Source organism: Shinella zoogloeoides (assembly GCF_003574625.1).
Lineage (GTDB): Bacteria > Pseudomonadota > Alphaproteobacteria > Rhizobiales > Rhizobiaceae > Shinella > Shinella zoogloeoides_A.
On record NZ_QNUJ01000001.1, the window covers coordinates 607,090 to 630,392 of the forward strand.

The following is a 23,303-nucleotide window of genomic DNA, read 5'->3' on the forward strand; positions in this document are numbered from 1 at the left end:
AAGATCGCTCGAAAACGGCCGAGACGGTGGTGCCGCCCCGGCCGCATATGGCTTGGGAGTTTCGATCAATAGGCGCCGTCGAGTTCCGCGGCCGCGTTGGACGCGTCGTAGAACTTGTCGTCGTTGACGAGGATCGGGTCGATGGCCTCGCCCTTGGCGTAGCGCTGCATCGTCTCGAACGCCTTCGGCCCGAAGCGCGGGTTGCACTCGACGACGGCCGCGATCTTGCCGTCGACCACCGCCTGCACGGCTTCCTTGCCGCCATCGATGGAGAGCACCAGCACATCCTTGCCCGGCACCTTGCCGGCCGCTTCCAGCGCCGCGATGGCGCCCATCGCCATCTCATCGTTGTGAGCGTAGATGATGTCGGCATCCGGATGCGCCTGAAGCAGCGCCTCGGCCACCTGGCGGCCCTTGTCGCGGGCGAAGTCGCCGGTCTGCGAGGCGACGATCTCGAAGCCGCCGGCCGCCTTGATCGCCTCGTCGAAGCCCTTCTTGCGGTCGTTGGCCGGCGACGAGCCGGTCGTACCTTCCAGCTCGATGATCTTCGACTTGCCATTGGCGTTCTTGGCGAGCCATTCGGCGATGCGCTTGCCTTCCTCGACGAAGTTCGAGCCGATGAAGGTCAGGTAGTCCTCGCCGGCCTTGGCGAGCGAGGGATCGACCGAGCGGTCGAGCAGGATGACCGGGATGCCGGCCTTCTTGGCGGCCATGACGGCCGGGATCAGCGGCTTTTCCTCGCGCGGCGCGAGGAAGATGACGTCGACGCCCTGGGCGATCATCGAGTTGACGTCAGCGACCTGCTTGGCGGCCGAGCCTGCGGCGTCGGTATAGACGAGTTGGTAGCCGAGCTTCTCGGCCTCGGCCTTCATGCTGTTCGTCTGGGCGATGCGCCAGGGATTGTTGGATTCGGTCTGCGCGAAGCCCACCTTGTAGGTGTCCTTCTGTGCGAGCTTCGGCACTTCGGCGATTGCGACGCCGGCGACGGCAAGCGCGCCGATGGCCGTTGCCGCAAGCATGAAGGTGCGACGGGACATGGATGTCATGAGCGGTTTCTCCTCCCAGGTTCTGGCCGGTGCTCCTCTACCGGACGTGAGCAAATTCCTGCTTCACATGCGCAAATCTTGCGCTAATAATATTAGCAGTCAAGAGCCAAAATTATGAGCACTTGCAAAAAGTCCGTGTGCAGTGCAAAGCACGTCGAGGGCAGGGAGCGACGCATGGCAAGAGGAAACGGGCGCAATTCGGACAGGCAGGGCAGCGGACGCCCGACCATGACGGATATTGCGCGCATTGCCGGCGTTTCGCAGTCCAGCGTTTCGCTCGTGCTCAATGAGATGTCGGGTTCGCGCATCTCGCCCGAGACACAGCAGAAAGTGCGCGAGGCTGCTCATAAAATAGGTTATAAATTACCTGCGACGCGCAGCCCTGTCGCCGCCGCACCCGCCGTCGAGAAGGATACCATAGCCTTCATCGTCGACGAAATCTCCACCAGCCCCCATCCCGTCGTCAGCCTCGACGGCATACGCGACCATGCCTTCGAGCAGGGGCTGCTCGTTTCCGCCCATGCCACGCGCTCCAATCCGGATCTGGAGGCGGCCGTGCTGCGCTCGGTGCTGCGCGACCCGTCGATCGCCGGCGTCATCTATGCGACGATCTTCACGCGCAAGGTCTCGGTGCCCAAGGCGCTGAAATCCATCCCGACGGTCCTCCTCAATTGCTACTGCGAGCCGCGCCAGCATGTGGCGATCGTGCCGGGCGAGGTGGCGGGCGGCTTTGCCGCGACGGCGCATCTGACGTCGCTCGGCCACAAGCGCATCGGCTTCATCAATGGCGAACCGTGGATGGACGCGGCGATGGATCGCCTCAAGGGCTACAAGCAGGCGCTCGCCACCGCCGACATCGCTTTCGACGAGAGCCTCGTGCGCGACGGCGACTGGCTGCCGCTGCGCGGCTACGAGGCGGGCCTCGAGCTTCTTTCGCTGGACAATCCCCCGACGGCGATCTTCTGCGGCAACGACCTGATGGCCATCGGCGTCATGGAGGCGGCGCAGGAAAAGGGGCTACGCGTGCCGCACGACCTTTCCGTCATGGGCTACGACGACCAGGAACTCGCCCGCTACACCCACCCGCCGCTCTCGACGCTGGTGCTGCCGAACTACGAGATGGGCCAGAAGGCGGCCGAAATCCTCATCGACATGGCGATCCACGGCAAGCAGATGCGTCCGATGACCATCAAGGTCGATGGGCCGCTGGTGGTGCGCGAAACCACGGGCGCCACCCGCAAAAGCTAGCCGCCTTACTCGAACAGGTCCGGATTGTCGGCCTCGATCTGCGGCAGGTCGGCCAGGATGCCGTTGAGGTGGCTGCGCATGGCGGCCTCTGCCGCGTCGGCGTTGCGCGTGTCGATGGCGTCGATGATCGCCTCGTGCTCGGCGATCAGCCGGGTCATGGAATCGGGATGGCGGAGCTGGAGATTGCAGACCCGGTCCATATGCGCCTTGATGTCCGATATGGCGCTCCAGGCTAGGCCGCAGCCCGCCCCCTCGGCAATCGCGATGTGGAACTGTTCGTCCTCGCGGCGGAAGGCATTGTGGTCGTGCGCCTCCATCGCCGCCTTCTGGCGGGAAAGGATCGTGTCGATCCTGCGCCGCGTCCAGCTGTCGAAAGCCTCGCTGGCGCGGCGGGCGACGGCGGTCTCCAGCGCTTCCCGCACGAAGCGCGCCTCCATCATCTGGCGCGCCGAGATGCGCACGACGACCGTGCCCCGGTTGGGGCGGATATCCACCAGCTTCGATTTCCCGAGCGCGATCAGCGCCTCGCGCACCGGCTGGCGCGAGACGCCCATGCGGGTTGCGATCTCCTGTTCGGAAAGCCGCATGCCGGGGGCGAGCTCCAGGCGGATGATCGATTCCCGCAGGTCGCGCTCGACCTGCGCCGCCGCGGTTTCGCCGGTGTCGATCTTGAGGGATTCAAGGTTCATCTCTTTTACCGCCGTCATGCGTTGACATCCATTTGAAGCCACCATACAGTACCATACAATTCATGCGCAACAGAAATCCGGCGGCCTGACAGCCGGATCAACAGGGAGGGGCCGGCAACCATTGCCCGGCCGGAAGACGATATTGCTGTCCAATTTCATTGCACCCGATTCCCGCGACCCGCGGCTGAATATTAAATCCCGCTACCGGATGCTTGTCGATGGCAAGTCCGTCGATGCGGCATCCGGCAGGACGATCGACCGCGTGAGCCCCGGCCATGCGGGCGTGGTCGTCGGCACCTGGCCGGAGGCTTCGGCGGATGACGTGCGCCTTGCGATCGCGGCGGCCCGCCGGGCTTTCGATACCGGCCCGTGGCCGCGCATGTCGGGCGCCGAGCGCTCGCGCCTGATGTTCAAGGTGGCGGACCTTATCCTTGCGCATCAGGAGGAACTGGCGCTTGCCGAAAGCCTGGAGGTCGGCAAGCCGATCGCCCAGGCGCGCGGCGAGATCGGCTTCTGCGCGGACCTCTGGTCTTATGCGGCCGGGCAGGCGCGCGCGCTCGAAGGGCAGAGCCACAACAATATCGGCGATGACCGCCTCGGCCTCGTGCTGCGCGAGCCGGTCGGCGTCGTCGGCATCATCACGCCCTGGAACTTTCCCTTCATCATCGCCTCCGAGCGCGTGCCGTGGGCCATCGGCGCCGGCTGCACGGTGGTACTGAAGCCATCAGAATTCACCTCCGGCACCTCGATCCGCATGGCGGAGCTGGCCCGGGAAGCCGGTATTCCCGACGGCGTCTTCAACGTCGTCACCGGCTATGGCGATCCGGCGGGACAGGTGCTGGCGGAAGACCCCGGCGTCGACATGGTCGCCTTCACCGGCTCCGTGCGCGTCGGCACCAGGCTCGGCGAGATCGCGGCGCGCAGCGTCAAGCGCGTCGGGCTGGAGCTCGGCGGCAAGGGCCCGCAGATCGTCTTTGCCGATGCGGATCTGGACGCTGCGGCCGACGGCATCGCCTATGGCGTCTATCACAATGCCGGCCAGTGCTGCATTTCCGGCAGCCGACTGCTGGTCGAGGAAAGCATCCGCGACGCGCTGATGGAGCGCCTGCTCGACATTTCCCGCAAGGTGACGTTCGGCGATCCGCTCAACGAGCGCACCAGGATCGGCGCGATGATCTCGGAGGCGCATGCGCAGAAGGTGCATTCCTATGTCGAGGCGGGCGTTGCCGCCGGCGCGGAACTGCTGCTCGGCGGCGAGAGGGTCGGCAGGGAGGCCGGGCTCTACTATGCGCCGACGGTCTTTGCCGGCGTCACGCCCGACATGTCGATTGCCCGCGAGGAGATCTTCGGGCCGGTGCTCTCGACGCTGACCTTCAGGACGGCGGACGAGGCGGTCGCGATGGCCAATGCCACGGAATTCGGCCTGTCGGCCTCCGTCTGGTCGACCAATCTGGAAAACGCCCTGCAGAGCATCCGCCGTATCCGCGCCGGCCGCTGCTGGATCAACAGCGTGATCGACGGCACGCCGGAACTGCCGATCGGCGGCTACAAGAAGAGCGGCCTCGGCCGCGAGCTCGGCCGCTACGGCTTCGACGAATATTCCCAGTTCAAGGGCGTGCACGTCACGCTCGGGCGCCCGGCGCCCTGGTTCGCATGACCGGCTGCTTCGGCAGGGGCAATTCCAGCAAAAGTGTGAAGCGGTTTTGCGTCCGGAATTGCAAAAAAAACAAAGAGATAGGGCGTTTTCGCGTTTCGTAGAAGCGCGGAAAGGTTCCGGAGGAAAATCTCGGCTGGCGTGATCTTTGGTCGGAGCCCGCCAGCCGAGACTTGGGTCTTTTGGACCCGCATTGCACATCCAAAGGGAGGATACGCAAATGAGATTGACCAGGTTGAAAGCCGCAGGCCTGGCCGCGGCTGCCGCCACCATGATGGCGACCACGGCGCTTGCCGCGGACGTCAAGGCCACGATGATCATCTACCTCGATCCGAGTGTCCAGTTCTTTAATCCCGTGGTGAAGGGTGCGCAAGACGCAGCCGCCCAGTTCGGCGTCGATCTCGACGTGCAATATGCCAACAACGATCCGGTACGCCAGAACGACCTGATCGAGAGCGCGACGGCGAGCGGCGTCGACGGCATCGCCGTCGCGATCTCCTCGTCGGATGCCTTCGACGAGAGCATCTGCGCGGCGGTCAAGGCCGGCATCATCGTCATCGGCTTCAACAACGACGACCTCGAAGGCGCCAAGGGCAATTGCCGCCAGGCCTATGTCGGCATGGACGAGTTCGCCTCGGGCTACGAGCTCGGCAACCGGATGATCAAGGAATTCGGCCTGAAGTCCGGCGACGTCGTCTTCAACCCGCGCGAAATTCCCGAGGCGAGCTTCGCCGTCGCCCGCGGCGGCGGCATCGAGAAGGCGATGACGGAAGCCGGCATCAAGGTGGAGACGGTGCGCGCCGGTCTCGATCCGGCCGAAGCACAGAATATCATCGCCCAGTTCCTCATCGCCAATCCGAACGTCAAGGCGCTGTTCGGCACGGGGTCGGTCACCTCGACGGTCGGCGCGGGCGCCATCAAGGACGCCGGCGTCGATATCCCGTTCGGCGGCTTCGACCTTGCGGTCGAGATCGTCAACGCGGTGGAGTCCGGCGCGATGTTCGCGACCATGGACCAGCAGCCCTATCTCCAGGGTTACTACCCGATCGCCCAGATCGCGCTTGCCAAGAAGTACGGGCTGACCCCGACGGATGTCGATACGGGGCAGGGCGCCTTCCTCGACAAGTCGCGCATCAGCTCGGTCAAGCCGCTGATCGGCAGCTACCGCTAACCGGATATCGCGGGAACCTGCCGGCATGAACCGGCGGGTTCCCCGTTCCCTAACGATCGAGTGCCAGACCGTGACACCCATCCTTGCCGACAGTGCCGCGCCCCGTTCGCGCACGCAAAGACAATCCCTTCTGAAGCAGATCATGGCGATGCCCGCCGGCGCGATCTTCCTCGTCTTTATGGCGTTGCAGATCGTCTGCATCGCCGGTGCGCTGATCTATCCGAACGAGTTCCGCTATCTCTCGCCGCAGAACCTGACGATCCTGATGAAGGCGATCCCCGTGCTCGGGTGCCTGGCGCTCGGCGCCGGCGTGCTGATGATCGCGGGGGAGTTCGACCTTTCCATCGGCTCCGTCTACACCTTCACCGCCGTCCTGATGGCAAGCCTCGTCGGGGCCGGCGTCAGCGCCTTCGTCGCCGCCCCTCTCGGCATCGTCGTCGGCCTCATGATCGGGTTTCTGAACGGCCATATAACGCTGCGCTTCGGCCTGCCGTCCTTCATCGTGACGCTCGGCGGCCTCCTGTTCTGGCGCGGCGCGGTGCTGCTCTACAACGGCGCGGTGCAGGTGCGCTTCGATCCCGAGCCGATCTTCACCAGCCTGTTTTCCGGCACACTCCTCGGCATCAACGCGGCCTTCATCTGGATCGTGCTCTTCGTCGTCGGCTTCCATTTCCTGCTCCACCGCCACCGCTTCGGCAACCATGTCTTCGCGACGGGCGGCAATCGCGGCGCGGCCGAGGCCATCGGCATCAATACCAACCGCGTCAAGCTGATCGCCTTCGCCATTGCCGGCGGCATGGCTGCGATGGCGGGCATCCTGGCGACGGCCCGCGTCGGAAGCGTGCAGCCCGGTCAGGGCGCCGGCCTCGAACTCCAGGCGATCGCCGCCTGCGTCATCGGCGGCCTGTCCCTGCGCGGCGGGCGCGGCTCGATCGTCGGCATCTTTCTCGGCGTGCTGCTGATCCACACCATCACCGACGTGCTTCTGCTGCTGCGCGCACCCGGTTTCTATCTCGACATGTTCATCGCGACGCTGATCGTGCTGGCCGCCATCTTCAACCATCTTATCGAGCGGCGAGGCGTTGCGTGATGTCCCATCTTCTCGAACTGCACAACATCTCGAAAAGCTTCGGCGCGCTGACGGCGCTGCGCGATCTCAGCTTCCATATAGGCGAGGGGGAGGTGGTGGGCCTCCTCGGCGACAACGGCGCCGGCAAGTCGACGACGGTCAACCTCATCTCAGGCATTCACAAGCCGACGGATGGCTATCTTAGCGTGGACGGCAGGAAGACGCTCTTCACCTGCCGGTCGGATTCGGCCGATGCCGGCATCGAGACGATCTACCAGCACACCGCGCTGGTCGACAGCCTCTCCATCACCCGCAACATCTTCATGGGCCGCGAGCTGACGGATCGCTTCGGCTTCCTCCGGCAGGCCGAGATGCGGACCATCGCCATGGAGGTGCTGCAGAACGCCGTGCACATTTCCGGTATCGACTCCCCCGACACGCTGGTCGGCAATCTTTCCGGTGGCCAGAAACAGGCCGTCGCCATCGCCCGCGCGGTCTATTTCAAGAAGCGCGTGCTGCTGCTCGACGAGCCGACCTCGGCGCTCTCCGTGCGCGAGACGGAGGCACTGCTGAACCAGGTGCTGAAGCTGAAGGCGGAGAACGTCTCCAGCGTGCTGGTGACGCACAACATCTACCACGCCTACCAGGTCTGCGACCGCTTCGTGATCATGAGCCACGGCACCAAGGTCTTCGATGTCGCCAAGGCCGACACGACGATCAGCCAGCTCACCGACTACGTCGTGCTCACCTGATCCCCAATCTTGAAAGGCAGATGCCGTGACACTTTCCGTATCCGTACGCCAAGCCGTAGGACCCGAGGACGCCGCAAGGCGCAACACACAGGGGCTGCGCGACGGCTTCGTCATCGAGGGCCTGTTCCAGCCCGGCGAGGTCAACCTCACCTACAGCCATCTCGACCGCATGATCGTCGGCGGCGTGGTCCCGACCGACAAGAGGCTCGAAATCGGCCATGTCGCCGAAACCGGTACGGACAGCTTCCTCGAGCGTCGCGAGGCCGCCGTCATCAATATCGGCGGCGCCGGAACGGTGAGCGTCGGCGGCAGGGACCATGCGCTCGGCTTCCAGGAGGCGATCTATATCGGCATGGGCGAGGGTGCGCTCGGCTTCGCCAGCGGCGACCCGGCGGCGCCCGCGCTGTTCTACGTCCTCAGTGCACCGGCCCACCGGGCCTGCCCGACGGTGCACATCACCCGCGAGATGGCAAGGAAGGTGCATCTCGGCTCGGCGGAGGAATCCAACCATCGCACCATCAACCAGTATGTCCATCCCGATGTCTGCGAGAGCTGCCAGCTTCTGGTCGGTCTCACCATGTTCGAGCCGGGCTCCGTCTGGAACACCATGCCGGCGCATGTGCATGACCGGCGCATGGAGGTCTATCTCTATTTCGGCATGGAGGCGGCGACGCGCATCTTCCACTTCATGGGCGAGCCCGGCGAGACCCGGCATGTCGTCTTGAAGAACCACGAGGCGGTGCTCTCGCCGGGCTGGTCGATCCATTCCGGCGCTGGCACCGGGCGCTACGCCTTCATCTGGGCCATGGCTGGCGACAATATGAGCTTCACCGACATGGACAAGGTTCCGATGGAAGCGCTGCGATGAGCCTTTTCGACCTTTCCGGCCGCTGGGCCATCGTCACGGGGGCCAATACCGGCATCGGCCGCGCCATCGCCGTCGGGCTCGCGGCGGCGGGCGCGGATATCGTCGGCGTCGGGCGCTCCGCCATGGCGGACACCGAGGCGGAGGTGAGGGCGGCCGGCCGGCAGTTCAAGAGCGTGACGGTGGACCTTTCAAGACCGGGCGGCGCCGCCGCCGTCATTTCCGAGGCGCTGGCTGCCGGCGCGACGCCGGACATCCTCGTCAACAATGCCGGCATCATCCGCCGCGCGGATTCGCTCGACTTCACGGAGGAGGATTGGGATGTCGTGCTCGATACCAACCTGAAATCGGTCTTCTTCCTCTGCCAGGCCTTCGCCAGAGCCGCGATAGCGGCGGGGCGGCCGGCGAAGATCGTCAATATCGCCTCGCTGCTGTCATTCCAGGGCGGCATCCGGGTGCCGTCCTACACGGCGGCCAAGAGCGGCCTTGCCGGCATAACCCGGCTTCTGGCGAACGAATGGGCGGCGCATGGCATCAATGTGAATGCCATCGCCCCCGGCTATGTCGAGACGAACAACACGACGGCCCTGCGTGCCGATGCCGAGCGCAATGCCGATATCCTGAAGAGAATTCCCGCCGGCCGCTGGGCGCGGCCCGAGGACATGGCCGGCGCGGCGGTTTTCCTCGCAAGCCCGGCCGCCGATTACGTTCATGGCGCCATCCTGCCCGTCGATGGCGGCTGGCTTGCCCGATGAGAGGACCCATGCAGCCCTATACGCTACCCGAAGACACCGTCTGGACCGAAGTCGCCCCCGGCAACCGCCGCGCCGTGCTGAGCCACCGCCCGGAACTGATGCTCGTCGCATTCCGCTTCGAGGAGGGGGCCATCGGCGCCCTGCATTCGCATCCGCATACCCAGGTGAGCTATGTCGCCGAAGGCCACTTCGACGTGACCGTCGACGGCGTCACCACGCGGCTCGGCCCCGCAAGCAGCTTCATCGTCGCGCCGAACCTCGTGCATGGGGTTGTGGCGCTGACAGATGGCCTGCTGATCGACACCTTCACGCCATGCAGGCGTGATTTTCTCGCTGACCAAAATTGAGTGAGGCTGGTCCCCTTGCTTGGAGAAGGATAAGCGCGCTTCACCTAAACTTCAAAAGCCGGACAGTCGTCTGCGGCAAGGGTGCTGGTACCCCGACAAGGGTACCTTCACGCGCGCCCTGGAATTCTCGCTGTCCGGCGCGCGGTCGGAAGGGGCGGGCTGGATAAATTCAGGCCGGGGGATGTCCCAGCGTAACATACGTCCCCGAGCCGTGACGTCTTTCGACCAGTCCGGCAAAGACCAGCATGCCGATGGCCTCGCGTATCGTTGCGCGGGAGACTGCATAACGGCCGCTGAGATCGAGTTCGTTGGGCAGCTTCTCGCCGGGCAGCCGGTGGCCGGTGAGGATTTCGGCGCGCAGCCGTGCCGCGACCTGGATATTCAGGGGCTGGCGTTCCAGGGGGGCGAGCCGATCGGCCGATGCGGCGAGGTCCGAGGGGTTGCGTTTCATGCCGCGCCGTTCTGCCCGACAGGATCGGCCGGCGTGAGCCGGACGGCATATCGGCGCGCCAGGACCGCGCCGACAAGTATCTGGATCTGGTTATAAAGCATGATCGGGAGCACGATCATGCCGAAGCCGGACGTGCCCGCGAAGAGCACCTGGGCTAGCGGCAGGCCCGAGGCCAGACTTTTCTTGGAGCCGCAGAAAACGGCCGCGATCTCGTCCTCACGGGAGAAGCCGAGCAGGCGGGAGCCACAGGTCGTGAAGGCGACCACCGCGGCGAGCAGGATGGTGCACAGGACCACGGCCAGGCACAAACCGGCGGCCGGCAGAACCTGCCAAAGCCCTGCGGTCACGGATTTGGAGAACGCCGAATAGATGATGAGCACGATGACCGACTGATCGTAGTTCTCCAGCCAGTGTTTGCGGCTGGCGAGTAGAGGGCCGAGCCAGCGATGCGAAAGCTGTCCGAGACCAAAGGGCAGGAGCAATTCGAGAACGACGTCATGCAGCGCCTGGCCCAGGTCGATCGAGCCGGAAGAGCGCATGAAGATGGTCATGAGGAGCGGCGTGAGCAGCAGTCCGAATACGTTGGAGCCGGCGGAGTTGCACACGGCGGCCGGCACATTACCCTTCGCCATGGCCGTGTAGGCAATCGAAGAGGAAATCGCGGAAGGGAGCACGCCGACATAGATGAACCCGAGGAGAAGGTCCGGCGGGAATATGCCTTGCGGGAGGAGACGCAGCGGCTGGACGATGAGGGGAAAGACCAGGAACGTCGTGGCGAAGATGAAGGCGTGGAGCTGCCATTGCTTGAGGCCCGTCAGGATCGCCCTATGCGACAATGCGGCGCCATGGCCGAAGAAAAGCAGGGCGACGCCGATCGTTCCGAGCAGATCGACATTGTCAGCCCAGCGACCCGTTGCCGGGAAAATTGTCGCGACGATCACCGCAGCGATCATCAGGATGAGGAAGGGGTCCATGCGCATTTGCGATCCATAACTTTCCGAGACGTGTCTCATTCGACTTGTTGTCCTGGATTTCGTGTATTGATCTTGGGAAATGGTCTACAAATTGGTCTGGAAAGGATCGGCACGATGGCAGAGCGCAAGTCCGTCCATGAGGTTGAGCAGGAGCTGCGCGCCTTGCTGGAGCGTCACAATCTCGGCGCACAGGACCGGCTTCCATCGGAGCGCGCCCTTGCGGACCTGTTCGGCTGTAGCCGGGAGACGGTTCGAAAGGCCCTGCGCCGGTTCGAGCGTGATGGCGTTCTCTGGCGCCATCAGGGACAGGGGACGTTTGTCGGCGGCGCGCCCGCAACCGTCGAACGCTCTCTGGATCGGGTGATCGATACCGTATCGAGTATGGATCTGATGGAGGCGCGGCTTGTTTACGAGCCGGCACTGGCGGCGGCAGCGGCACGGTCGGCGACGCCCGAAGACCTTGTCGTGCTGCGGCGTCTGGCGGCCGCGACGGGCGCGGCTCGCGACTGGCGGGAATACGAGACGCTCGACGATGCCTTTCACAAGGCCGTGGCGCGCGCCAGCGGCAACGCGCTTCTTGCGGCGATGCTGACGTCTCTGGCTTCCGTTCGCGGTCGCGCCGCATGGCAACGGCGCCACGATGCGATTTTCCGGGAGGCCCGCAAACGCGAATATGCGACCGCCCAGAGCGCGATGCACATGTCTGTCGTCACGGCGATCGAAGCGGGCGACAGCGTTCAGGCTCACGCGAGCATGAAGCTCCATCTGGAAGCCATCCGCCGGCTTCTGATCCTTTGCGAGCAGCCCGGCCGGGTCGTCCGCCAAGACACCGCACCCTGAATTCGGCAGAGCCTGCGGCGGCGTCGCCCGCTCGGATCGACCATCCGCCGCGTGGTCATTGCCAAGGGAATTGTCAAATCTCGGAAAAGGTGGCACGCCGAGACCGGCCCTTGAACTGAACATCTGGAAGAAGACGAGTCGTATATGTCCCAACGCTTCAGCGTCCTGGTACTGGGAGCCACGGGCTTTATCGGTTCCGTCATCGCTGGCAGGCTTCGCGAAGAAGGGCATGCCGTCACAGGGCTTGGCCGGCATCCCGACCGTGCGAGAAACCAGCATCCCGATATCCGGTGGTTGAAGGCTGACCTCAACGATCTCGGCCGGGCCGGGGATTGGGCGCCGCTCCTTCGGGATCAGGATGTCGTTGTCAATTGCGCCGGGGCCCTGCAGAACGGCCTCCATGACGATCTCGCCGCCGCGCAGGAGCGAGCCATGCTGGCGCTATACGAGGCCGCCAAGCAGGCGGGCCTCCGCCTCGTCATTCAGATTTCCGCCAACACGATGGATGCCGGCGCCGAGACGGCCTTTCTCAGCACCAAGCGCGCGGCCGACCGTGCGCTCGCTTCCAGCGGCGTGCCATATATCATCCTGCGCCCAGCCGTCGTCATCGGCCGCAATGCATTCGGCGGCACGGCGCTGTTGCGTTCGCTCTCCGCGCTGCCGGGACCGATCCCCCTTGCCTATGCCGACAGTCCCGTAGCCACCGTTTCGGTGGAGGACGTCGCAACCTGTGTCGCCAGAGCCGTTACCGGCATGATCCCCGCCGACGGCGATTACGATCTCGCGGCAGCGGAAGACATGAGCTTCCGCGATCTGGTGACGCTGCATCGCGCGTGGCTGGGGCTTCCGCCGGCCCGTATCCTGGCGCTTCCCGGCTTTCTTGCCGGACCGGTCAGCGCGCTTGCCGATCTGGCGGGCAAGTTCGGCTGGCGGTCTGCGATGCGGTCGACCGCGATAGCCGTGATGGCTGGCGGCGTATCGTCGGGGCGTCAGGGTGCCGTGCCGGCCGGCGTGACCTTCATGAAGGCATCGCAGGCCCTCGCGCGCCATCCTGCGGGTGTGCAGGACCTTTGGTTCGCGCGGCTCTACCTGCTCAAGCCGCTGATCGTGGTGGTATTGTCGATCTTCTGGATGCTGTCCGGGCTGATCCCGCTTTTCGACCCCGCAGGCGCGGCCTCTTTCTTGCGGCCGTTCATGCCCGTCGCTGCCGTCTGGTTCGTGACCTTCGCCACGTGCGCCGTCGATATCGCGCTGGGGCTCGCCGTTCTCTATCGACCATGGACGCGCCGCGCCCTGCTCGGCATGCTCATCGTCTCTGCGGCCTATCTTGCCGGTGGAACGATCCTCACGCCGGGCCTCTGGCTCGACCCGCTCGGCCCGTTCGTGAAGGTTCTTCCCTCCATGGTCCTGGCGGGTGTCGCCATCGCGATATTGGAGGAGCGCTGATGCCGGAATGGGTGGATATCCTGCGGCTGCTGCATGTCGTCGGCGCGACCGTTCTGTTCGGCACGGGCGCGGGCATCGCCTTCTTCATGGTCATGGCTCATCGGACCCGTAATTCCTCCCTCATCGCCCATGTCGCGGGAACGGTCGTCGTCGCCGATACGCTTTTCACCGCCACAGCCGTCGTCCTCCAGCCGGTCACGGGATACCTGCTCGCCCGAGAGATCGGATGGTCGCTCACCGAAGGCTGGATCGTCCTGTCGCTTCTTCTCTATGTTCTGACCGGCCTGTTCTGGCTGCCGGTTGTGGCCATTCAAATCAGGCTGAGAAACCTCGCCCACGTTGCCGCGATCAACAACGAGGTACTTCCGCCAGCCTACTTTCGTCTCTATCGCATCTGGTTTCTGTGCGGTTTTCCGGCGTTCTTCGCGGTTATCGGCATTCTCTGGCTCATGCTTGTGAAACCGTCTTTTGCGTTCTTCTGACGTGTCTCGAGCGTCCGTTGTTGAAACCGAACGACGGAATGGCCTGACGGGAGCGACGGATGATCAGCCGGCCATATCCTTGTCGACGCGGGAGCTGTCAAAGCAGCGCTGATGGGCGATGGCAGCAACGCCGATGGCGCATTCGTAGGGTTCGAGACTGAACAGGCGAACCTCCGGCGCCGGCAGACCGGGAACGATGCCGGCGGCGACATCCCGGCGGAGGCCCTCGATGATGAGGGAGAGTACCGGGCCCAGCGCGCCGCCGAGGAAGACCGTCGAAGGATTGAAGATATTGGCAAGGCTGACGATAGCCAGCGAAAGCCATCCTGCAAGATCGGCCACGGACGCCATCGCCGTGGGATCGCCGGAATTGAAACGGTCGGCCACTTCCGCCGAAAGCGCCTCGAATTGCGCCTCTTCGAGACTGTCTGTCCCCAGATAGGACCGCGCCAGCGCGTCGAGCCCGACATGGCTTTCAAGGCAACCGCGGTGTCCGCAGCTGCAAACGGCGCCATCGCGGGCGATGCGCATGTGGCCGAGCTCGCCGGTGGCGCCGCTCGCGCCGCGCAGGAGCCGGCCGTTCATCACCGCCGCCCCGCCGCATCCCCGGCCGATCACGAGAAAGACGGAGCAGCCGGTCTGGAGTTCCGGCATGGTGTAGACGGATCCAAACGCCGCGGCGCCGGCGTCGTTTTCCACGAAACAGGGCCGGCCGACGGCGGCTTGCAGGGGGGTCAGGAGATCGACTTCCTTCCAGCCAAGGATCGGCAGATTGATGACAAAACCTTCCAGATTGACCACGCCGGGTACCGTGACGCCGACGCTCTGAACGCGGCCGGCATAACGAAGATCGCGCTCCAGCATCGCTACATGCGCGGCGATCGCGTCGACGACCTCTTCCGGCGTGATCGTGCGGCTGACATGCACATCGGACGTGGCGACGCTGTTTGCCGTCAGGTCGATAAGGGCATAGCGCAGAATGCCGACGCCGATCTCGACGCCGAGGAAATAGATCGCACTCGGGTTGAGCGCGAGTGCCACGCCCGGCCGCCCGGCATCGCGTGCTGCCCCCGGCGTCTTTTCTTCAGGCTGCACCTCGCGCACCAGTCCGCGCAGAGCGAGACCGTTGACGAGGCGCGTCACCGAGGCCGGTGTCACCTCGAGATGACGGGCGATATCGGCCCGGCTCGCCGACCCGCCCAGCCGCAGGAAACGAAGGATCTGCCGCTCGTTGATTTCCTTGGCAAGGGTCTGGTCTGCCATGTCGGAATCCCCCGCCTTTCAGCATGCGATGTCTGGAGTCATTGCGTTTATTACTTTTATAAAAAAATGTCATTTTGTTTCGGGCAAATTCACGGCTCATGATTTGCCGTCCACGAGAAAAATTCACGAAAATCGGGCCTTGAGTCCATTATGTCAGCCTTATTGACGCAATTTGCCCGCGGGAGCGCAAAAACATTCCTCGTTGACAAAGGTAAATGCGTTCTATTTCTTACTTTAAGAAAGATATTTATCCAGGCTCAGGGAGGAGGTTGGATGAGCAAGCTTGCCAGTCTCGAAAACATTGTCATGGAATTTGGCGCCATCCGCGCACTCGACGGCGTGTCGATCGATATCAACCGTGGCGAAGTGCTCGGCTTGATGGGCGACAACGGCGCGGGCAAGTCGACGCTGGTGAAAACCATCGCCGGAAACTTCCAGCCGACCGCCGGCCGCTACGTCTTCGAGGACCAGGATGTCAGTTTCTCCGGCCCGGCCGATGCCCGCCGGCACGGCATCGAGGTCGTCTACCAGGACCTGGCGCTCTGCAACAACCTTACGGCCGCAGCCAATGTCTTCCTCGGCCGCGAGCCGATGCGGCAGGTCGGACCGTTCCGGGTGCTCGACAAGAAGCTGATGAACACGCGTTCTGCCGAAATCTTCCGCGAGCTGAAATCCGAGACGCGGCCGGCTGATCTCGTCGATCGCATGTCAGGCGGCCAGCGGCAGGCCGTGGCGATAGCCCGCACGCGCCTTTCCAACTCCAAGCTGGTGCTGATGGACGAGCCGACCGCAGCCATCAGCGTGCGGCAGGTGGCCGAGGTGCTGGCGCTGATCCGGCGGATGAAGGAACAGGGCCTCTCGGTCATCCTCATCAGCCACCGCATGCCCGATGTCTTCGACGTCTGCGATCGTGTCGTGGTCATGCGGCGCGGCCGCAAGGTCGCCGACAAGCCGATAAACCAATCCAGCCCGGAGGAGGTCACCGGCCTCATCACCGGTGCCATCCACGCCGCCTGAGAAGGGAGGAAACCATGTCCCAGCAAGACGTCCCCGACATGAACATCGACCTCCTGAAGCGCCATGACCGATCGCTTCTGCGCCGGCTGATGCTCACGCAGGAAATGTGGATCGCGATTGCCATCGTCGTGCTTGGCCTTGCCGTCTCGATGATCTCCGGCAAGTTCGCCACGTCCGGCAACCTCTTGAACGTGCTGCAGAATGCCTGCTTCATCGGCCTGATGGCGCTCGGCATGACACCGGTGCTGATCAGCGGCGGGATCGACATTTCCGTCGGTTCGATCCTCGGGCTCAGCGGCGTGACCCTCGGCGTCCTGCTGAATGCCGGCGCGCCCTTGCCGGTCGGCATCGCCGGGACGCTTGCCGTCGGCCTCGTTTTCGGCGGACTCAACGGCGCCGTCATCACGTTCGCCAAGTTGCCACCGTTTATCGTGACACTGGCGACCCTGTCGATCGGGCGCAGCCTTGCGCTCGTCATCAGCGACAATCAGGTGTTTTACGAGTTTGGCACGGCGACGGAATCGATCCTGGCGCTCGGCGGCGGCTACACGCTCGGCGTTCCCAATGTCGTCTATGCGCTCGTGGTCTTCGTCATCGTGCTGCATTGCCTCCTGACCATGACGCGCTGGGGCCGCTACATCTTCGCCATCGGCGGCAACGAGAGCGCTGCGCGTCTTGCGGGCATCTCGGTCGATGCCATCAAGGTCTCGGCCTATGCCTTCAGTGGCCTGATGGCCGCGGTCAGCGCGATCTTCCTCGTCGGCTGGCTCGGCGCCGTCACGAACGCCATCGGCACGGGCTACGAATTGCAGACCATCGCCTCGACGGTCATCGGCGGCGCGTCCCTGACCGGTGGTTTCGGCACGGCGCTCGGTGCCGCGATCGGCTCGATCCTGATCGAGGTGATCCGCAACGCGCTGCTGATCGCCGGCGTCAATCCGTTCTGGCAGGGCACGTTCGTCGGCGGCTTCATCCTCGCCGCGGTGCTCCTCGAACGCATCCGGTCGCTGCGCCGCTGACGGCCGCGCCCGCATAAGGTCAGGGCGCGGGGGAGGAGTGCCGCTGCGCCGTGAAACGAAACGTCTTTAACAGCGAACCAAGGAGGAGATACCATGTCGCTGTCAGGAAGCCTGAAATTTACCCTGTCGTCCGCGGCGATCGCGCTTTGCGCCTTTGCCTCGACGGCCAATGCCGCAGACCGGGAATTCGCACTGGTCTTCAAGGTGCTCAACAACGCCTTCAGCCCGCCGATCGACGCCGGCTGCAAGGACGCTGCCAAAAAGCTCGGCGACGTCACCTGCACCTATATCGGCCCGACGGAATATGACGAAGCCAAGCAGGTGCAGCTTGCGCAGGACATGATCACCCGCGGCGTCGACGGGCTCGGCATTTCCGCCGGCAACCCGAAGGCGATGGCGCGCATCCTCAAGATGGCGAACGACAAGGGCATCCCGGTCGTCACCTTCGACACCGACGTGCTGCCCGAAGATGCCGGGCTGCGCGCCACCTATATCGGCACGGACAACTACTCCTTCGGCGTGGAGCTCGCCAAGAAGGTGCTGGAGAACAAGAAGGAGGGCGGCACGGTCTGCATCCAGTCCGGTGCGCCGGCTTCTGAAAACCTGAAAGCCCGCGTCCAGGGCATTCGCGACACGCTCGCCGGCGCCTCGAAGGACCAGCCGGTCGACACGCTCACCGGCCAGAACGGCTGGACCGAGCCGGCCGGTTGCCCGGTCTACAACAACGACGACATCGCGCTCGCCGCCCAGCAGGTTCGCGACGTCATGACCAACCATCCGGACCTCTCCGCCTTCGTCGCCGTCGGCGGCTGGGCGCAGTATGCGCCGCAGGCCTATAAGCAGGCGATGGAGCCGCTGAAGGAACGCCTCGACAAGAAGGATCTCGTCGTGGTCTTCGGCGACAATTTCGGCCCGCAGCTTCCGCTGCTCGCCGAGGGCCTCAGCCACTACAATATCGGCCAGCGTCCCTATGACATGGGCTACGAGACGATCATGGCCCTCGACAAGCTGACCAAGGGCGAAAAGCTCGAGCCGTTCATCCAGACCGGCACCGAGACCTGCACCCCGGCCGATGCGCTGACCACCTGCGGCAAGGTGGCCGCCAAGTAACACGTCGCCAGAGGGGTGGGCCGGCGGAAAACGTCGGCCCACCCCATTCCAGACAGGATAGGGATATGAGAACGCTGAAACTGGGTATGGTCGGCGGTGGGAACGGTGCGTTCTTCGGCGCCGCACACCGTGCCGCCGCCGCGATGACGGGACGCTTTTCGATGGTCGCGGGCGCCCTTTCGAGCGATCCGGTTCGCGCGCGGGAAAGCGGGCACGATCTCGGTCTCGCCCCCGAGCGCTGCTATGACGATTTCGAGACGATGGCGAAGCGCGAGGCAAACCATGGCGGCATCGACCTCGTCGCCGTGGTGACGCCGAACCACCTGCATGCGCCCGCCTGCCGCGCCTTCCTCGGCGCCGGCATCAACATTCTCTGCGACAAGCCGCTGACCGCCACGCTGGATGAGGCGCTCGCACTTCAAGCGGCAGCGGAGGGCAACCCCTCTCTTTTCGGTGTCGCCTACACCAATGCCGGCTTCGACATGGTGCGCGAAGCGCGTGCCATGGTGGCGGCCGGGGAAATCGGCACGGTGCGCCTGGTGCGCGTCGTCTTTCCGCAGGAATGGCTGGCCACTGCCACCGAGGCGACCGGCAACAAGCAGGCCGAATGGCGCACCGATCCGGCAAGAAGCGGCGCCGGCAGTCTCGGCGATATCGGCACCCACGCCTTCCATCTTGCAGAATTCATCACGGGCCTCACGGCGACTGCCCTTTCGGCCGAAGTCGATACCTTCGTTGCCGGCCGCCGCGTCGATGACAACGTCACGGCAAAGCTGCGCTTTGACGGCGGCGCCAAGGGGCTGCTCTGGGCAAGCCAGGTGGCGATCGGCGAGACCAACGGGCTCAGGATCGATGTGCATGGCGACAAGGGCTCGCTCGGCTGGACGGTCGAGGCGGCGAACCAACTGGCCTTCGCGCCGCTCGGCGGCCGGCGCATGGTGATCGACCGGGCCTCGCACGGAACGGCCTTCAAGGGAACGATGCCGCCCGGACATCCCCAGGGGTTCATCGAGGCGCTGGCGCGGCTCTATCTCGACATGGCCGACCAGATCGACGCGCGTCGCGACGGCCGCGCTCCGGCGGCGGACGCCCTGCTGCTGCCCGGTATTCGCGATGGCGTGCGCGGCCTGCGTTTCGTCGATGCCGCCCTTCGCTCGGGCGCTGAAGACGGCCGCTGGACAGACATCTGAAGGGAACCGTTCATGACCACACCTTTCCGTATCTTCATCATGGCACATCCGCGCCTCGTGGAAGATGTCTTCACGGACGACCATCTTGCGCGGCTCCGTGCGCTTGGCGACGTCGTCATCCATGAGGGCGATGTGCTGACGGATGAGGATTTCGAACGCCACGTTGCGCCGGCCGATATCGCGATGGGCATTTTCGACATGCCGGCCGAGCGGCTGGCGCGGTGCCGAAGCCTCAAGGCCTTCGTCAACAGCGAGGGAAATTTCCTGCCCAATATCGACTACCGCCATTGCTTCGAGCATGGCATCCGCGTGCTGTCGGCGAGCCATGTCTTTGCCGAGCCGGTCGCCGAAATCGGGCTGGCCATGGCGATCGACCTCGGCCGCGGCATTACCGAGGCCGACCGGCTGATGCGAGAGGGCAGGGAAGAATACGGATTTGCGGCCAACCGCACGGCGCTGCCTTTGATGCGTGCCCGGGTCGGGCTGATCGGCTTCGGCGATCTTGCCCGCGCGCTGCTGCCCTTGCTGAAACCGTTCACCTCGACCATCGACGTCTACGATCCGTGGGTGCCGGCCCTCCTGGTCGAGCAGGCCGGCTGCCGGCCGGTGGCGCTGGAGACCGTGCTTGCCGAGAGCGATTTCGTCTTCGTGCTCGCCGGGGTGACCTCCGACAATGCCGGTTTCCTCGACAAGCATGCGTTCGAAACGATGAAACAGGGGGCGTGCCTGCTGCTTTTGAGCCGCGCTGCGGTCGTCAATTTTCCGGACATGCTGGAGGCGGCCGCTTCCGGCCGGATCCGGGTTGCGACCGATGTCTTTCCCGTCGAGCCGGTCGCGGCCGACGATCCGGTGCGCGGGACGCCGAACATCATCCTTTCGCCCCATCAGGCCGGCGCCATGGAATCGACGCTGAACGCCATGGGCGCGTCGATCACCGCCGATATCGAACTGATCGCCCGCGGTCTTCCGCCCGCCGTCTGCAAGGTGGCGCAGCCGGAGACCGCCATGCGCTTCCGCAGCATGCCTGTGTCGAAGAGCTGAAGAATAAGGACCGGTCCTGAAAGCGCCGTCCACCATGGAAAGGACAATGAGATGAATGAGGGCAAGCCGCTGCTGAAGGTCGGAATTCTCGGTTGCGGGCCGATCTCGCAGGCCGGCCATTTCGAAAGCGCCGTGAAAGCGCGCAATGCCGAGCTTTACGCCATCTGCGACGTCGCGGACGACCTGCGCGCCCGCATGGCCGCGACCCATGCGCCGAAAAAGGCTTTCTCCGACTACGATGCGATGCTGGCCGACCCGGATGTCGATGCGGTCATCATCGCGACGGCGGATGCCTTCCACGTCGCCGCCGCAGCCCGCGCGCTCGAGGCCGGCAAGCATGTGCTCTGTGAAAAGCCGCTCGGAATGACCGTCGAGGAGGTCGAGGGCCTGCGGCCCGTCGTCGAGAAGAGCGGCAAGGTCTTCCAGGTCGGCCATATGAAGCGCTACGACGCCGGCCTCCAGAGCGCCAGGAGCTTCATCGATACGGAAATGGGCGAGATGCTCGCGCTGAAGGCCTGGTATTGCGATTCCACCCATCGCTATGCCGTCACCGACGCGGTGCAGCCCTACATGATCCGCAGCGCCAACGCGAAGAAGCCGTCGCGAAATCCGAAGGCCGATCTCGAGCAGTATTTCATGCTCGCCCATGGCAGCCACCTGCTGGATACCGCCCGCTATTTTGCCGGTCCCATCCTCGCGGTCGATGCGCGGCTGCGCCAGCGGTTCGGCGCATATTCCTGGTTCATCGACGTCGAGTTCGAAAATGGCGCCATGGGCCATCTGGATCTGACGGTTGCCGTGCGCATGGACTGGCACGAAGGCTTCCAGATCTACGGCGAGTACGGCAGCATTCTCGGCAAGACCTACAATCCCTGGCTGTTCAAGAGCAGCGAGGTGGACATCTTCAGCGAAAAGACCGGGGCGACCAGCCGCGTGCTGGGTGCGGACGGCCACTTCTACCGGCGCCAGCTGGAGGGGTTTGCGGATACGATTCTCGATGGCGGGCCGCTGACCGGCGCGGGCATCGATGACGGCATCGCCTCGGTGCGCGGCATGGCGGCGGTGATGCAGTCGGTTCGCGCAAAGGCGCCGGTCAAGCTCGCCGACGCGCATGGGAGCGTGTGATGCGCGCCGGTATCTTCGCCAAGACCTTCGCAGGCACGACGCCGGATGTCGTGCTCGCCGCCGCGCGCGATGCCGGCTACGCGTCGGTGCAGTACAATTTCGCCTGCTCTGGCCTTGGGGCCTTGCCGGAGGCGATCCCGGACGCTGCCGTCGCGGCGATCCGTGAGGCATCGGAACGAACCGGTGTCGCCATCGCGGCGATCTCCGCAACCTACAACATGATCCACCCGGATATCGCCGTGCGGGAAGCCGGCCGGCGCAGCTTTGCGGCGATTGCCGCAGCGGCGCATGCGGCCGGTTCGACCCTTCTGACCGTCTGCACGGGAAGCCGGGATGCCGCCGACCAGTGGCGCGACCATCCAGACAACCAGGGGGCCGAGGCCTGGCAGGACATGATCGCCGAGTTCGGCCATCTGCTCGCCATCGCGGAACGGCACGATATCTTCATCGGCGTCGAGCCGGAGCTCGCCAATGTCATCAACTCCGCCGCGAAGGCGCGGCGGCTGATCGAAACGATGGCGAGCGAGCGCATCCGCATCGTGCTGGATCCGGCCAATCTCTTCGAGAACGAGGACGCTGAAACGCGCGGCCGCATCATCGACGCGGCTATCGACCTGCTGAAAGACCGGATCGCCATCGCGCACGCCAAGGATCGCAACGCCGACAGCTCCTTCGCTACCGCGGGCAGGGGCGTCATCGACTATCCGCGCTACGTGGCCTCGCTGAAGCGGGCAGGCTTCGACGGCGATATGATCACCCACGGGCTTTCGGCGGCAGAAGCGCCGGGCGTCGCCGCCTTCCTCGCGCCCCTCATCGCCCCGGAGGGTCGCAACGCATGAATCCGATCCGCCATCCCGTCGAAGGCGCGAACCTCGCGGTCTACGAGGAGGGCGAGGGCATGCCCTTCGTCTTCCAGCATGGCCTTTGCGGGGATCAGGCCCAGCCGGGCCAGGTCTTTCCGGCCGCTGCCGGCTTCAGGCGCATCACCGTCGAATGCCGCGGCCACGGTGCCTCGGATGCGGGTTCCAAGGCGGCCTTTTCGATCGCCACCTTCGCCGACGACATTGCCGGCTATCTTGCGGCGCAAGGTGCCGGACGAGCCGTGGTGGGTGGAATCTCGATGGGGGCGGCGATCGCGCTGCGGCTTGCCGTCCGCCGGCCTGAACGGGTTCGGGCGCTCGTGATCGCGCGGCCCGCCTGGATTTGTGCCGCCAATCCGGCAAACATGGCGCCGAACCGCATTGCCGGTGAACTTCTCGACCGCTATCCGCCGCAGGAGGCGCGCCGGCAGTACGAGGCCTTGCCCCTGGCGGCAGAGCTGGAACGGGAAGCACCGGACAATCTTGCTTCGATCCGCGGCTTCTTCACGCGCGAGCCGATCGACGTTACCGCAGCGCTGCTCCGGGCAATCTCGATGGACGGCCCCGACGTCACCGAGGCGGAGGTCTCCGCCATTGCCGTGCCGACGCTCGTGATCGGCCATGGGCGCGACCTCGTTCATCCGCTTGGTCATGCCCGGTCGCTTGCCGGGATGATCCCGGGCGCGCGGCTGGTGGAGATCACGCCGAAGGCGGACGATGCCGACGCCTATCGTGCCGATTTCCGCGCCGCCCTGTCGGCCTTCCTCAAGGAGCTCTGAGATGCGGCCGCCTTCCGATTGGATTGAAACCTTGCCCGAGGACCGGCTGATGGCCGAGACCGTCGTCACGAGGTCGCCCGCCTTCGAGGCGGAGGGGCTGGCCTCGTCCG

The 23,303-nt window shown here is 64.8% G+C and carries 24 protein-coding genes; 19 read left to right on the top strand and 5 right to left on the bottom strand.

The features are described from left to right. Positions 1-65: 65 nt before the first annotated feature. The gene (locus DSD28_RS02960) at positions 66-1,046 is read right to left on the bottom strand and encodes an ABC transporter substrate-binding protein (protein ID WP_119254839.1); all 981 of its coding nucleotides are present in this window, start codon (positions 1,044-1,046) and stop codon (positions 66-68) included. Positions 1,047-1,220: 174 nt separating this feature from the next. On the opposite strand from DSD28_RS02960, the gene DSD28_RS02965 reads away from it, so the two are divergent. Further along, positions 1,221-2,294, top strand: a complete 1,074-nt coding sequence (locus tag DSD28_RS02965; RefSeq protein WP_162911203.1) for a LacI family DNA-binding transcriptional regulator — start codon at positions 1,221-1,223, stop codon at positions 2,292-2,294. Between the two features lie 5 nt (positions 2,295-2,299). On the opposite strand, the gene DSD28_RS02970 is transcribed toward DSD28_RS02965, so the two are convergent. Beyond that, positions 2,300-3,001 carry a GntR family transcriptional regulator gene (locus tag DSD28_RS02970; protein ID WP_162911204.1) on the bottom strand — a complete coding sequence of 234 codons (702 nt, stop codon included), beginning with the start codon at positions 2,999-3,001 and terminating at the stop codon, positions 2,300-2,302. Positions 3,002-3,125: 124 nt separating this feature from the next. Here DSD28_RS02970 and DSD28_RS02975 point away from each other — a divergent pair, with 124 nt between their 5' ends. The 7 genes from DSD28_RS02975 (at position 3,126) to DSD28_RS03005 (ending at position 9,596) form a co-directional block, all read left to right on the top strand. Then, the gene (locus DSD28_RS02975; protein ID WP_119254842.1) at positions 3,126-4,640 is read left to right on the top strand and encodes an aldehyde dehydrogenase family protein; all 1,515 of its coding nucleotides are present in this window, start codon (positions 3,126-3,128) and stop codon (positions 4,638-4,640) included. A 217-nt stretch (positions 4,641-4,857) separates the two neighbouring features. Then, positions 4,858-5,808 carry a sugar ABC transporter substrate-binding protein gene (locus DSD28_RS02980; RefSeq protein WP_119254843.1) on the top strand — a complete coding sequence of 317 codons (951 nt, stop codon included), beginning with the start codon at positions 4,858-4,860 and terminating at the stop codon, positions 5,806-5,808. A 70-nt stretch (positions 5,809-5,878) separates the two neighbouring features. Continuing rightward, positions 5,879-6,898 carry an ABC transporter permease gene (locus DSD28_RS02985; RefSeq protein WP_205536142.1) on the top strand — a complete coding sequence of 340 codons (1,020 nt, stop codon included), beginning with the start codon at positions 5,879-5,881 and terminating at the stop codon, positions 6,896-6,898. Continuing rightward, positions 6,898-7,629, top strand: a complete 732-nt coding sequence (locus tag DSD28_RS02990) for an ATP-binding cassette domain-containing protein (protein WP_119254845.1) — start codon at positions 6,898-6,900, stop codon at positions 7,627-7,629. The genes DSD28_RS02985 and DSD28_RS02990 overlap by 1 nt, the downstream gene beginning before the upstream one ends. A gap of 25 nt (positions 7,630-7,654) precedes the next feature. Next, a complete protein-coding gene (kduI, locus tag DSD28_RS02995; protein WP_119254846.1) occupies positions 7,655-8,497 on the top strand; it encodes a 5-dehydro-4-deoxy-D-glucuronate isomerase in 843 nt (280 codons plus the stop codon). After that, the gene (gene kduD / locus DSD28_RS03000; protein WP_119254847.1) at positions 8,494-9,249 is read left to right on the top strand and encodes a 2-dehydro-3-deoxy-D-gluconate 5-dehydrogenase KduD; all 756 of its coding nucleotides are present in this window, start codon (positions 8,494-8,496) and stop codon (positions 9,247-9,249) included. Before kduI ends, kduD begins: the two co-directional genes overlap by 4 nt. Positions 9,250-9,257: 8 nt before the next feature. Beyond that, positions 9,258-9,596 carry a cupin domain-containing protein gene (locus DSD28_RS03005; RefSeq protein WP_119254848.1) on the top strand — a complete coding sequence of 113 codons (339 nt, stop codon included), beginning with the start codon at positions 9,258-9,260 and terminating at the stop codon, positions 9,594-9,596. Positions 9,597-9,765: 169 nt separating this feature from the next. Here the strand turns inward: DSD28_RS03005 and DSD28_RS03010 are convergent, their stop codons facing one another. Then, complete coding sequence (locus DSD28_RS03010; protein WP_119254849.1) at positions 9,766-10,047, bottom strand: GntR family transcriptional regulator; 282 nt, start codon at positions 10,045-10,047, stop codon at positions 9,766-9,768. Beyond that, a complete protein-coding gene (locus DSD28_RS03015) occupies positions 10,044-11,060 on the bottom strand; it encodes a bile acid:sodium symporter (RefSeq protein ID WP_119254850.1) in 1,017 nt (338 codons plus the stop codon). Before DSD28_RS03015 ends, DSD28_RS03010 begins: the two co-directional genes overlap by 4 nt. A 75-nt stretch (positions 11,061-11,135) precedes the next feature. On the opposite strand from DSD28_RS03015, the gene DSD28_RS03020 reads away from it, so the two are divergent. The 3 genes from DSD28_RS03020 (at position 11,136) to DSD28_RS03030 (ending at position 13,789) form a co-directional block, all read left to right on the top strand. Next, positions 11,136-11,861, top strand: a complete 726-nt coding sequence (locus DSD28_RS03020) for a FadR/GntR family transcriptional regulator (protein ID WP_119254851.1) — start codon at positions 11,136-11,138, stop codon at positions 11,859-11,861. Between the two features lie 144 nt (positions 11,862-12,005). Further along, the gene (locus DSD28_RS03025) at positions 12,006-13,307 is read left to right on the top strand and encodes an SDR family oxidoreductase (protein ID WP_119254852.1); all 1,302 of its coding nucleotides are present in this window, start codon (positions 12,006-12,008) and stop codon (positions 13,305-13,307) included. After that, the gene (locus tag DSD28_RS03030) at positions 13,307-13,789 is read left to right on the top strand and encodes a DUF2269 family protein (RefSeq protein ID WP_432430832.1); all 483 of its coding nucleotides are present in this window, start codon (positions 13,307-13,309) and stop codon (positions 13,787-13,789) included. Before DSD28_RS03025 ends, DSD28_RS03030 begins: the two co-directional genes overlap by 1 nt. 63 nt (positions 13,790-13,852) lie before the next feature. Here the strand turns inward: DSD28_RS03030 and DSD28_RS03035 are convergent, their stop codons facing one another. Beyond that, the gene (locus DSD28_RS03035; RefSeq protein ID WP_119254853.1) at positions 13,853-15,052 is read right to left on the bottom strand and encodes an ROK family transcriptional regulator; all 1,200 of its coding nucleotides are present in this window, start codon (positions 15,050-15,052) and stop codon (positions 13,853-13,855) included. Positions 15,053-15,325: 273 nt separating this feature from the next. Between DSD28_RS03035 and DSD28_RS03040 the strand changes: the two genes are divergently transcribed. The 8 genes from DSD28_RS03040 (at position 15,326) to DSD28_RS03075 (ending at position 23,193) form a co-directional block, all read left to right on the top strand. After that, the gene (locus DSD28_RS03040) at positions 15,326-16,069 is read left to right on the top strand and encodes an ATP-binding cassette domain-containing protein (protein ID WP_119254854.1); all 744 of its coding nucleotides are present in this window, start codon (positions 15,326-15,328) and stop codon (positions 16,067-16,069) included. Positions 16,070-16,107: 38 nt separating this feature from the next. Next, a complete protein-coding gene (locus DSD28_RS03045; protein ID WP_119254976.1) occupies positions 16,108-17,088 on the top strand; it encodes an ABC transporter permease in 981 nt (326 codons plus the stop codon). Between the two features lie 93 nt (positions 17,089-17,181). Continuing rightward, the gene (locus DSD28_RS03050; protein WP_119254855.1) at positions 17,182-18,198 is read left to right on the top strand and encodes a sugar-binding protein; all 1,017 of its coding nucleotides are present in this window, start codon (positions 17,182-17,184) and stop codon (positions 18,196-18,198) included. Positions 18,199-18,263: 65 nt separating this feature from the next. Further along, positions 18,264-19,388, top strand: coding sequence for a Gfo/Idh/MocA family protein (locus DSD28_RS03055; RefSeq protein WP_205536144.1), 1,125 nt, complete (start codon positions 18,264-18,266; stop codon positions 19,386-19,388). 12 nt (positions 19,389-19,400) lie between these two features. Then, on the top strand, positions 19,401-20,429 hold the full coding sequence (locus DSD28_RS03060; RefSeq protein WP_119254857.1) for a hydroxyacid dehydrogenase: 1,029 nt from the start codon (positions 19,401-19,403) through the stop codon (positions 20,427-20,429). A gap of 51 nt (positions 20,430-20,480) precedes the next feature. After that, entirely contained in the window at positions 20,481-21,554 is a 1,074-nt protein-coding gene (locus DSD28_RS03065; protein ID WP_119254858.1) for a Gfo/Idh/MocA family protein, read from the top strand. After that, complete coding sequence (locus DSD28_RS03070; RefSeq protein ID WP_119254859.1) at positions 21,554-22,393, top strand: sugar phosphate isomerase/epimerase family protein; 840 nt, start codon at positions 21,554-21,556, stop codon at positions 22,391-22,393. The genes DSD28_RS03065 and DSD28_RS03070 overlap by 1 nt, the downstream gene beginning before the upstream one ends. Continuing rightward, complete coding sequence (locus DSD28_RS03075) at positions 22,390-23,193, top strand: alpha/beta fold hydrolase (RefSeq protein ID WP_119254860.1); 804 nt, start codon at positions 22,390-22,392, stop codon at positions 23,191-23,193. The genes DSD28_RS03070 and DSD28_RS03075 overlap by 4 nt, the downstream gene beginning before the upstream one ends. The last annotated feature ends 110 nt before the right edge of the window (positions 23,194-23,303 follow it).

Bases quoted from the DNA above. Each gene is read 5' to 3' on its own strand.
- DSD28_RS02960 (WP_119254839.1), bottom strand. From the start codon at position 1,046: ATGACATCCATGTCCCGTCGCACCTTCATGCTTGCGGCAACGGCCATC.
- DSD28_RS02965 (WP_162911203.1), top strand. From the start codon at position 1,221: ATGGCAAGAGGAAACGGGCGCAATTCGGACAGGCAGGGCAGCGGACGC.
- DSD28_RS02970 (WP_162911204.1), bottom strand. From the start codon at position 3,001: ATGACGGCGGTAAAAGAGATGAACCTTGAATCCCTCAAGATCGACACC.
- DSD28_RS02980 (WP_119254843.1), top strand. From the start codon at position 4,858: ATGAGATTGACCAGGTTGAAAGCCGCAGGCCTGGCCGCGGCTGCCGCC.
- DSD28_RS02990 (WP_119254845.1), top strand. From the start codon at position 6,898: ATGTCCCATCTTCTCGAACTGCACAACATCTCGAAAAGCTTCGGCGCG.
- kduD (WP_119254847.1), top strand. From the start codon at position 8,494: ATGAGCCTTTTCGACCTTTCCGGCCGCTGGGCCATCGTCACGGGGGCC.
- DSD28_RS03005 (WP_119254848.1), top strand. From the start codon at position 9,258: ATGCAGCCCTATACGCTACCCGAAGACACCGTCTGGACCGAAGTCGCC.
- DSD28_RS03010 (WP_119254849.1), bottom strand. From the start codon at position 10,047: ATGAAACGCAACCCCTCGGACCTCGCCGCATCGGCCGATCGGCTCGCC.
- DSD28_RS03015 (WP_119254850.1), bottom strand. From the start codon at position 11,060: ATGAGACACGTCTCGGAAAGTTATGGATCGCAAATGCGCATGGACCCC.
- DSD28_RS03020 (WP_119254851.1), top strand. From the start codon at position 11,136: ATGGCAGAGCGCAAGTCCGTCCATGAGGTTGAGCAGGAGCTGCGCGCC.
- DSD28_RS03025 (WP_119254852.1), top strand. From the start codon at position 12,006: ATGTCCCAACGCTTCAGCGTCCTGGTACTGGGAGCCACGGGCTTTATC.
- DSD28_RS03030 (WP_432430832.1), top strand. From the start codon at position 13,307: ATGCCGGAATGGGTGGATATCCTGCGGCTGCTGCATGTCGTCGGCGCG.
- DSD28_RS03035 (WP_119254853.1), bottom strand. From the start codon at position 15,052: ATGGCAGACCAGACCCTTGCCAAGGAAATCAACGAGCGGCAGATCCTT.
- DSD28_RS03040 (WP_119254854.1), top strand. From the start codon at position 15,326: ATGAGCAAGCTTGCCAGTCTCGAAAACATTGTCATGGAATTTGGCGCC.
- DSD28_RS03045 (WP_119254976.1), top strand. From the start codon at position 16,108: ATGAACATCGACCTCCTGAAGCGCCATGACCGATCGCTTCTGCGCCGG.
- DSD28_RS03050 (WP_119254855.1), top strand. From the start codon at position 17,182: ATGTCGCTGTCAGGAAGCCTGAAATTTACCCTGTCGTCCGCGGCGATC.
- DSD28_RS03055 (WP_205536144.1), top strand. From the start codon at position 18,264: ATGAGAACGCTGAAACTGGGTATGGTCGGCGGTGGGAACGGTGCGTTC.
- DSD28_RS03060 (WP_119254857.1), top strand. From the start codon at position 19,401: ATGACCACACCTTTCCGTATCTTCATCATGGCACATCCGCGCCTCGTG.
- DSD28_RS03065 (WP_119254858.1), top strand. From the start codon at position 20,481: ATGAATGAGGGCAAGCCGCTGCTGAAGGTCGGAATTCTCGGTTGCGGG.
- DSD28_RS03070 (WP_119254859.1), top strand. From the start codon at position 21,554: ATGCGCGCCGGTATCTTCGCCAAGACCTTCGCAGGCACGACGCCGGAT.
- DSD28_RS03075 (WP_119254860.1), top strand. From the start codon at position 22,390: ATGAATCCGATCCGCCATCCCGTCGAAGGCGCGAACCTCGCGGTCTAC.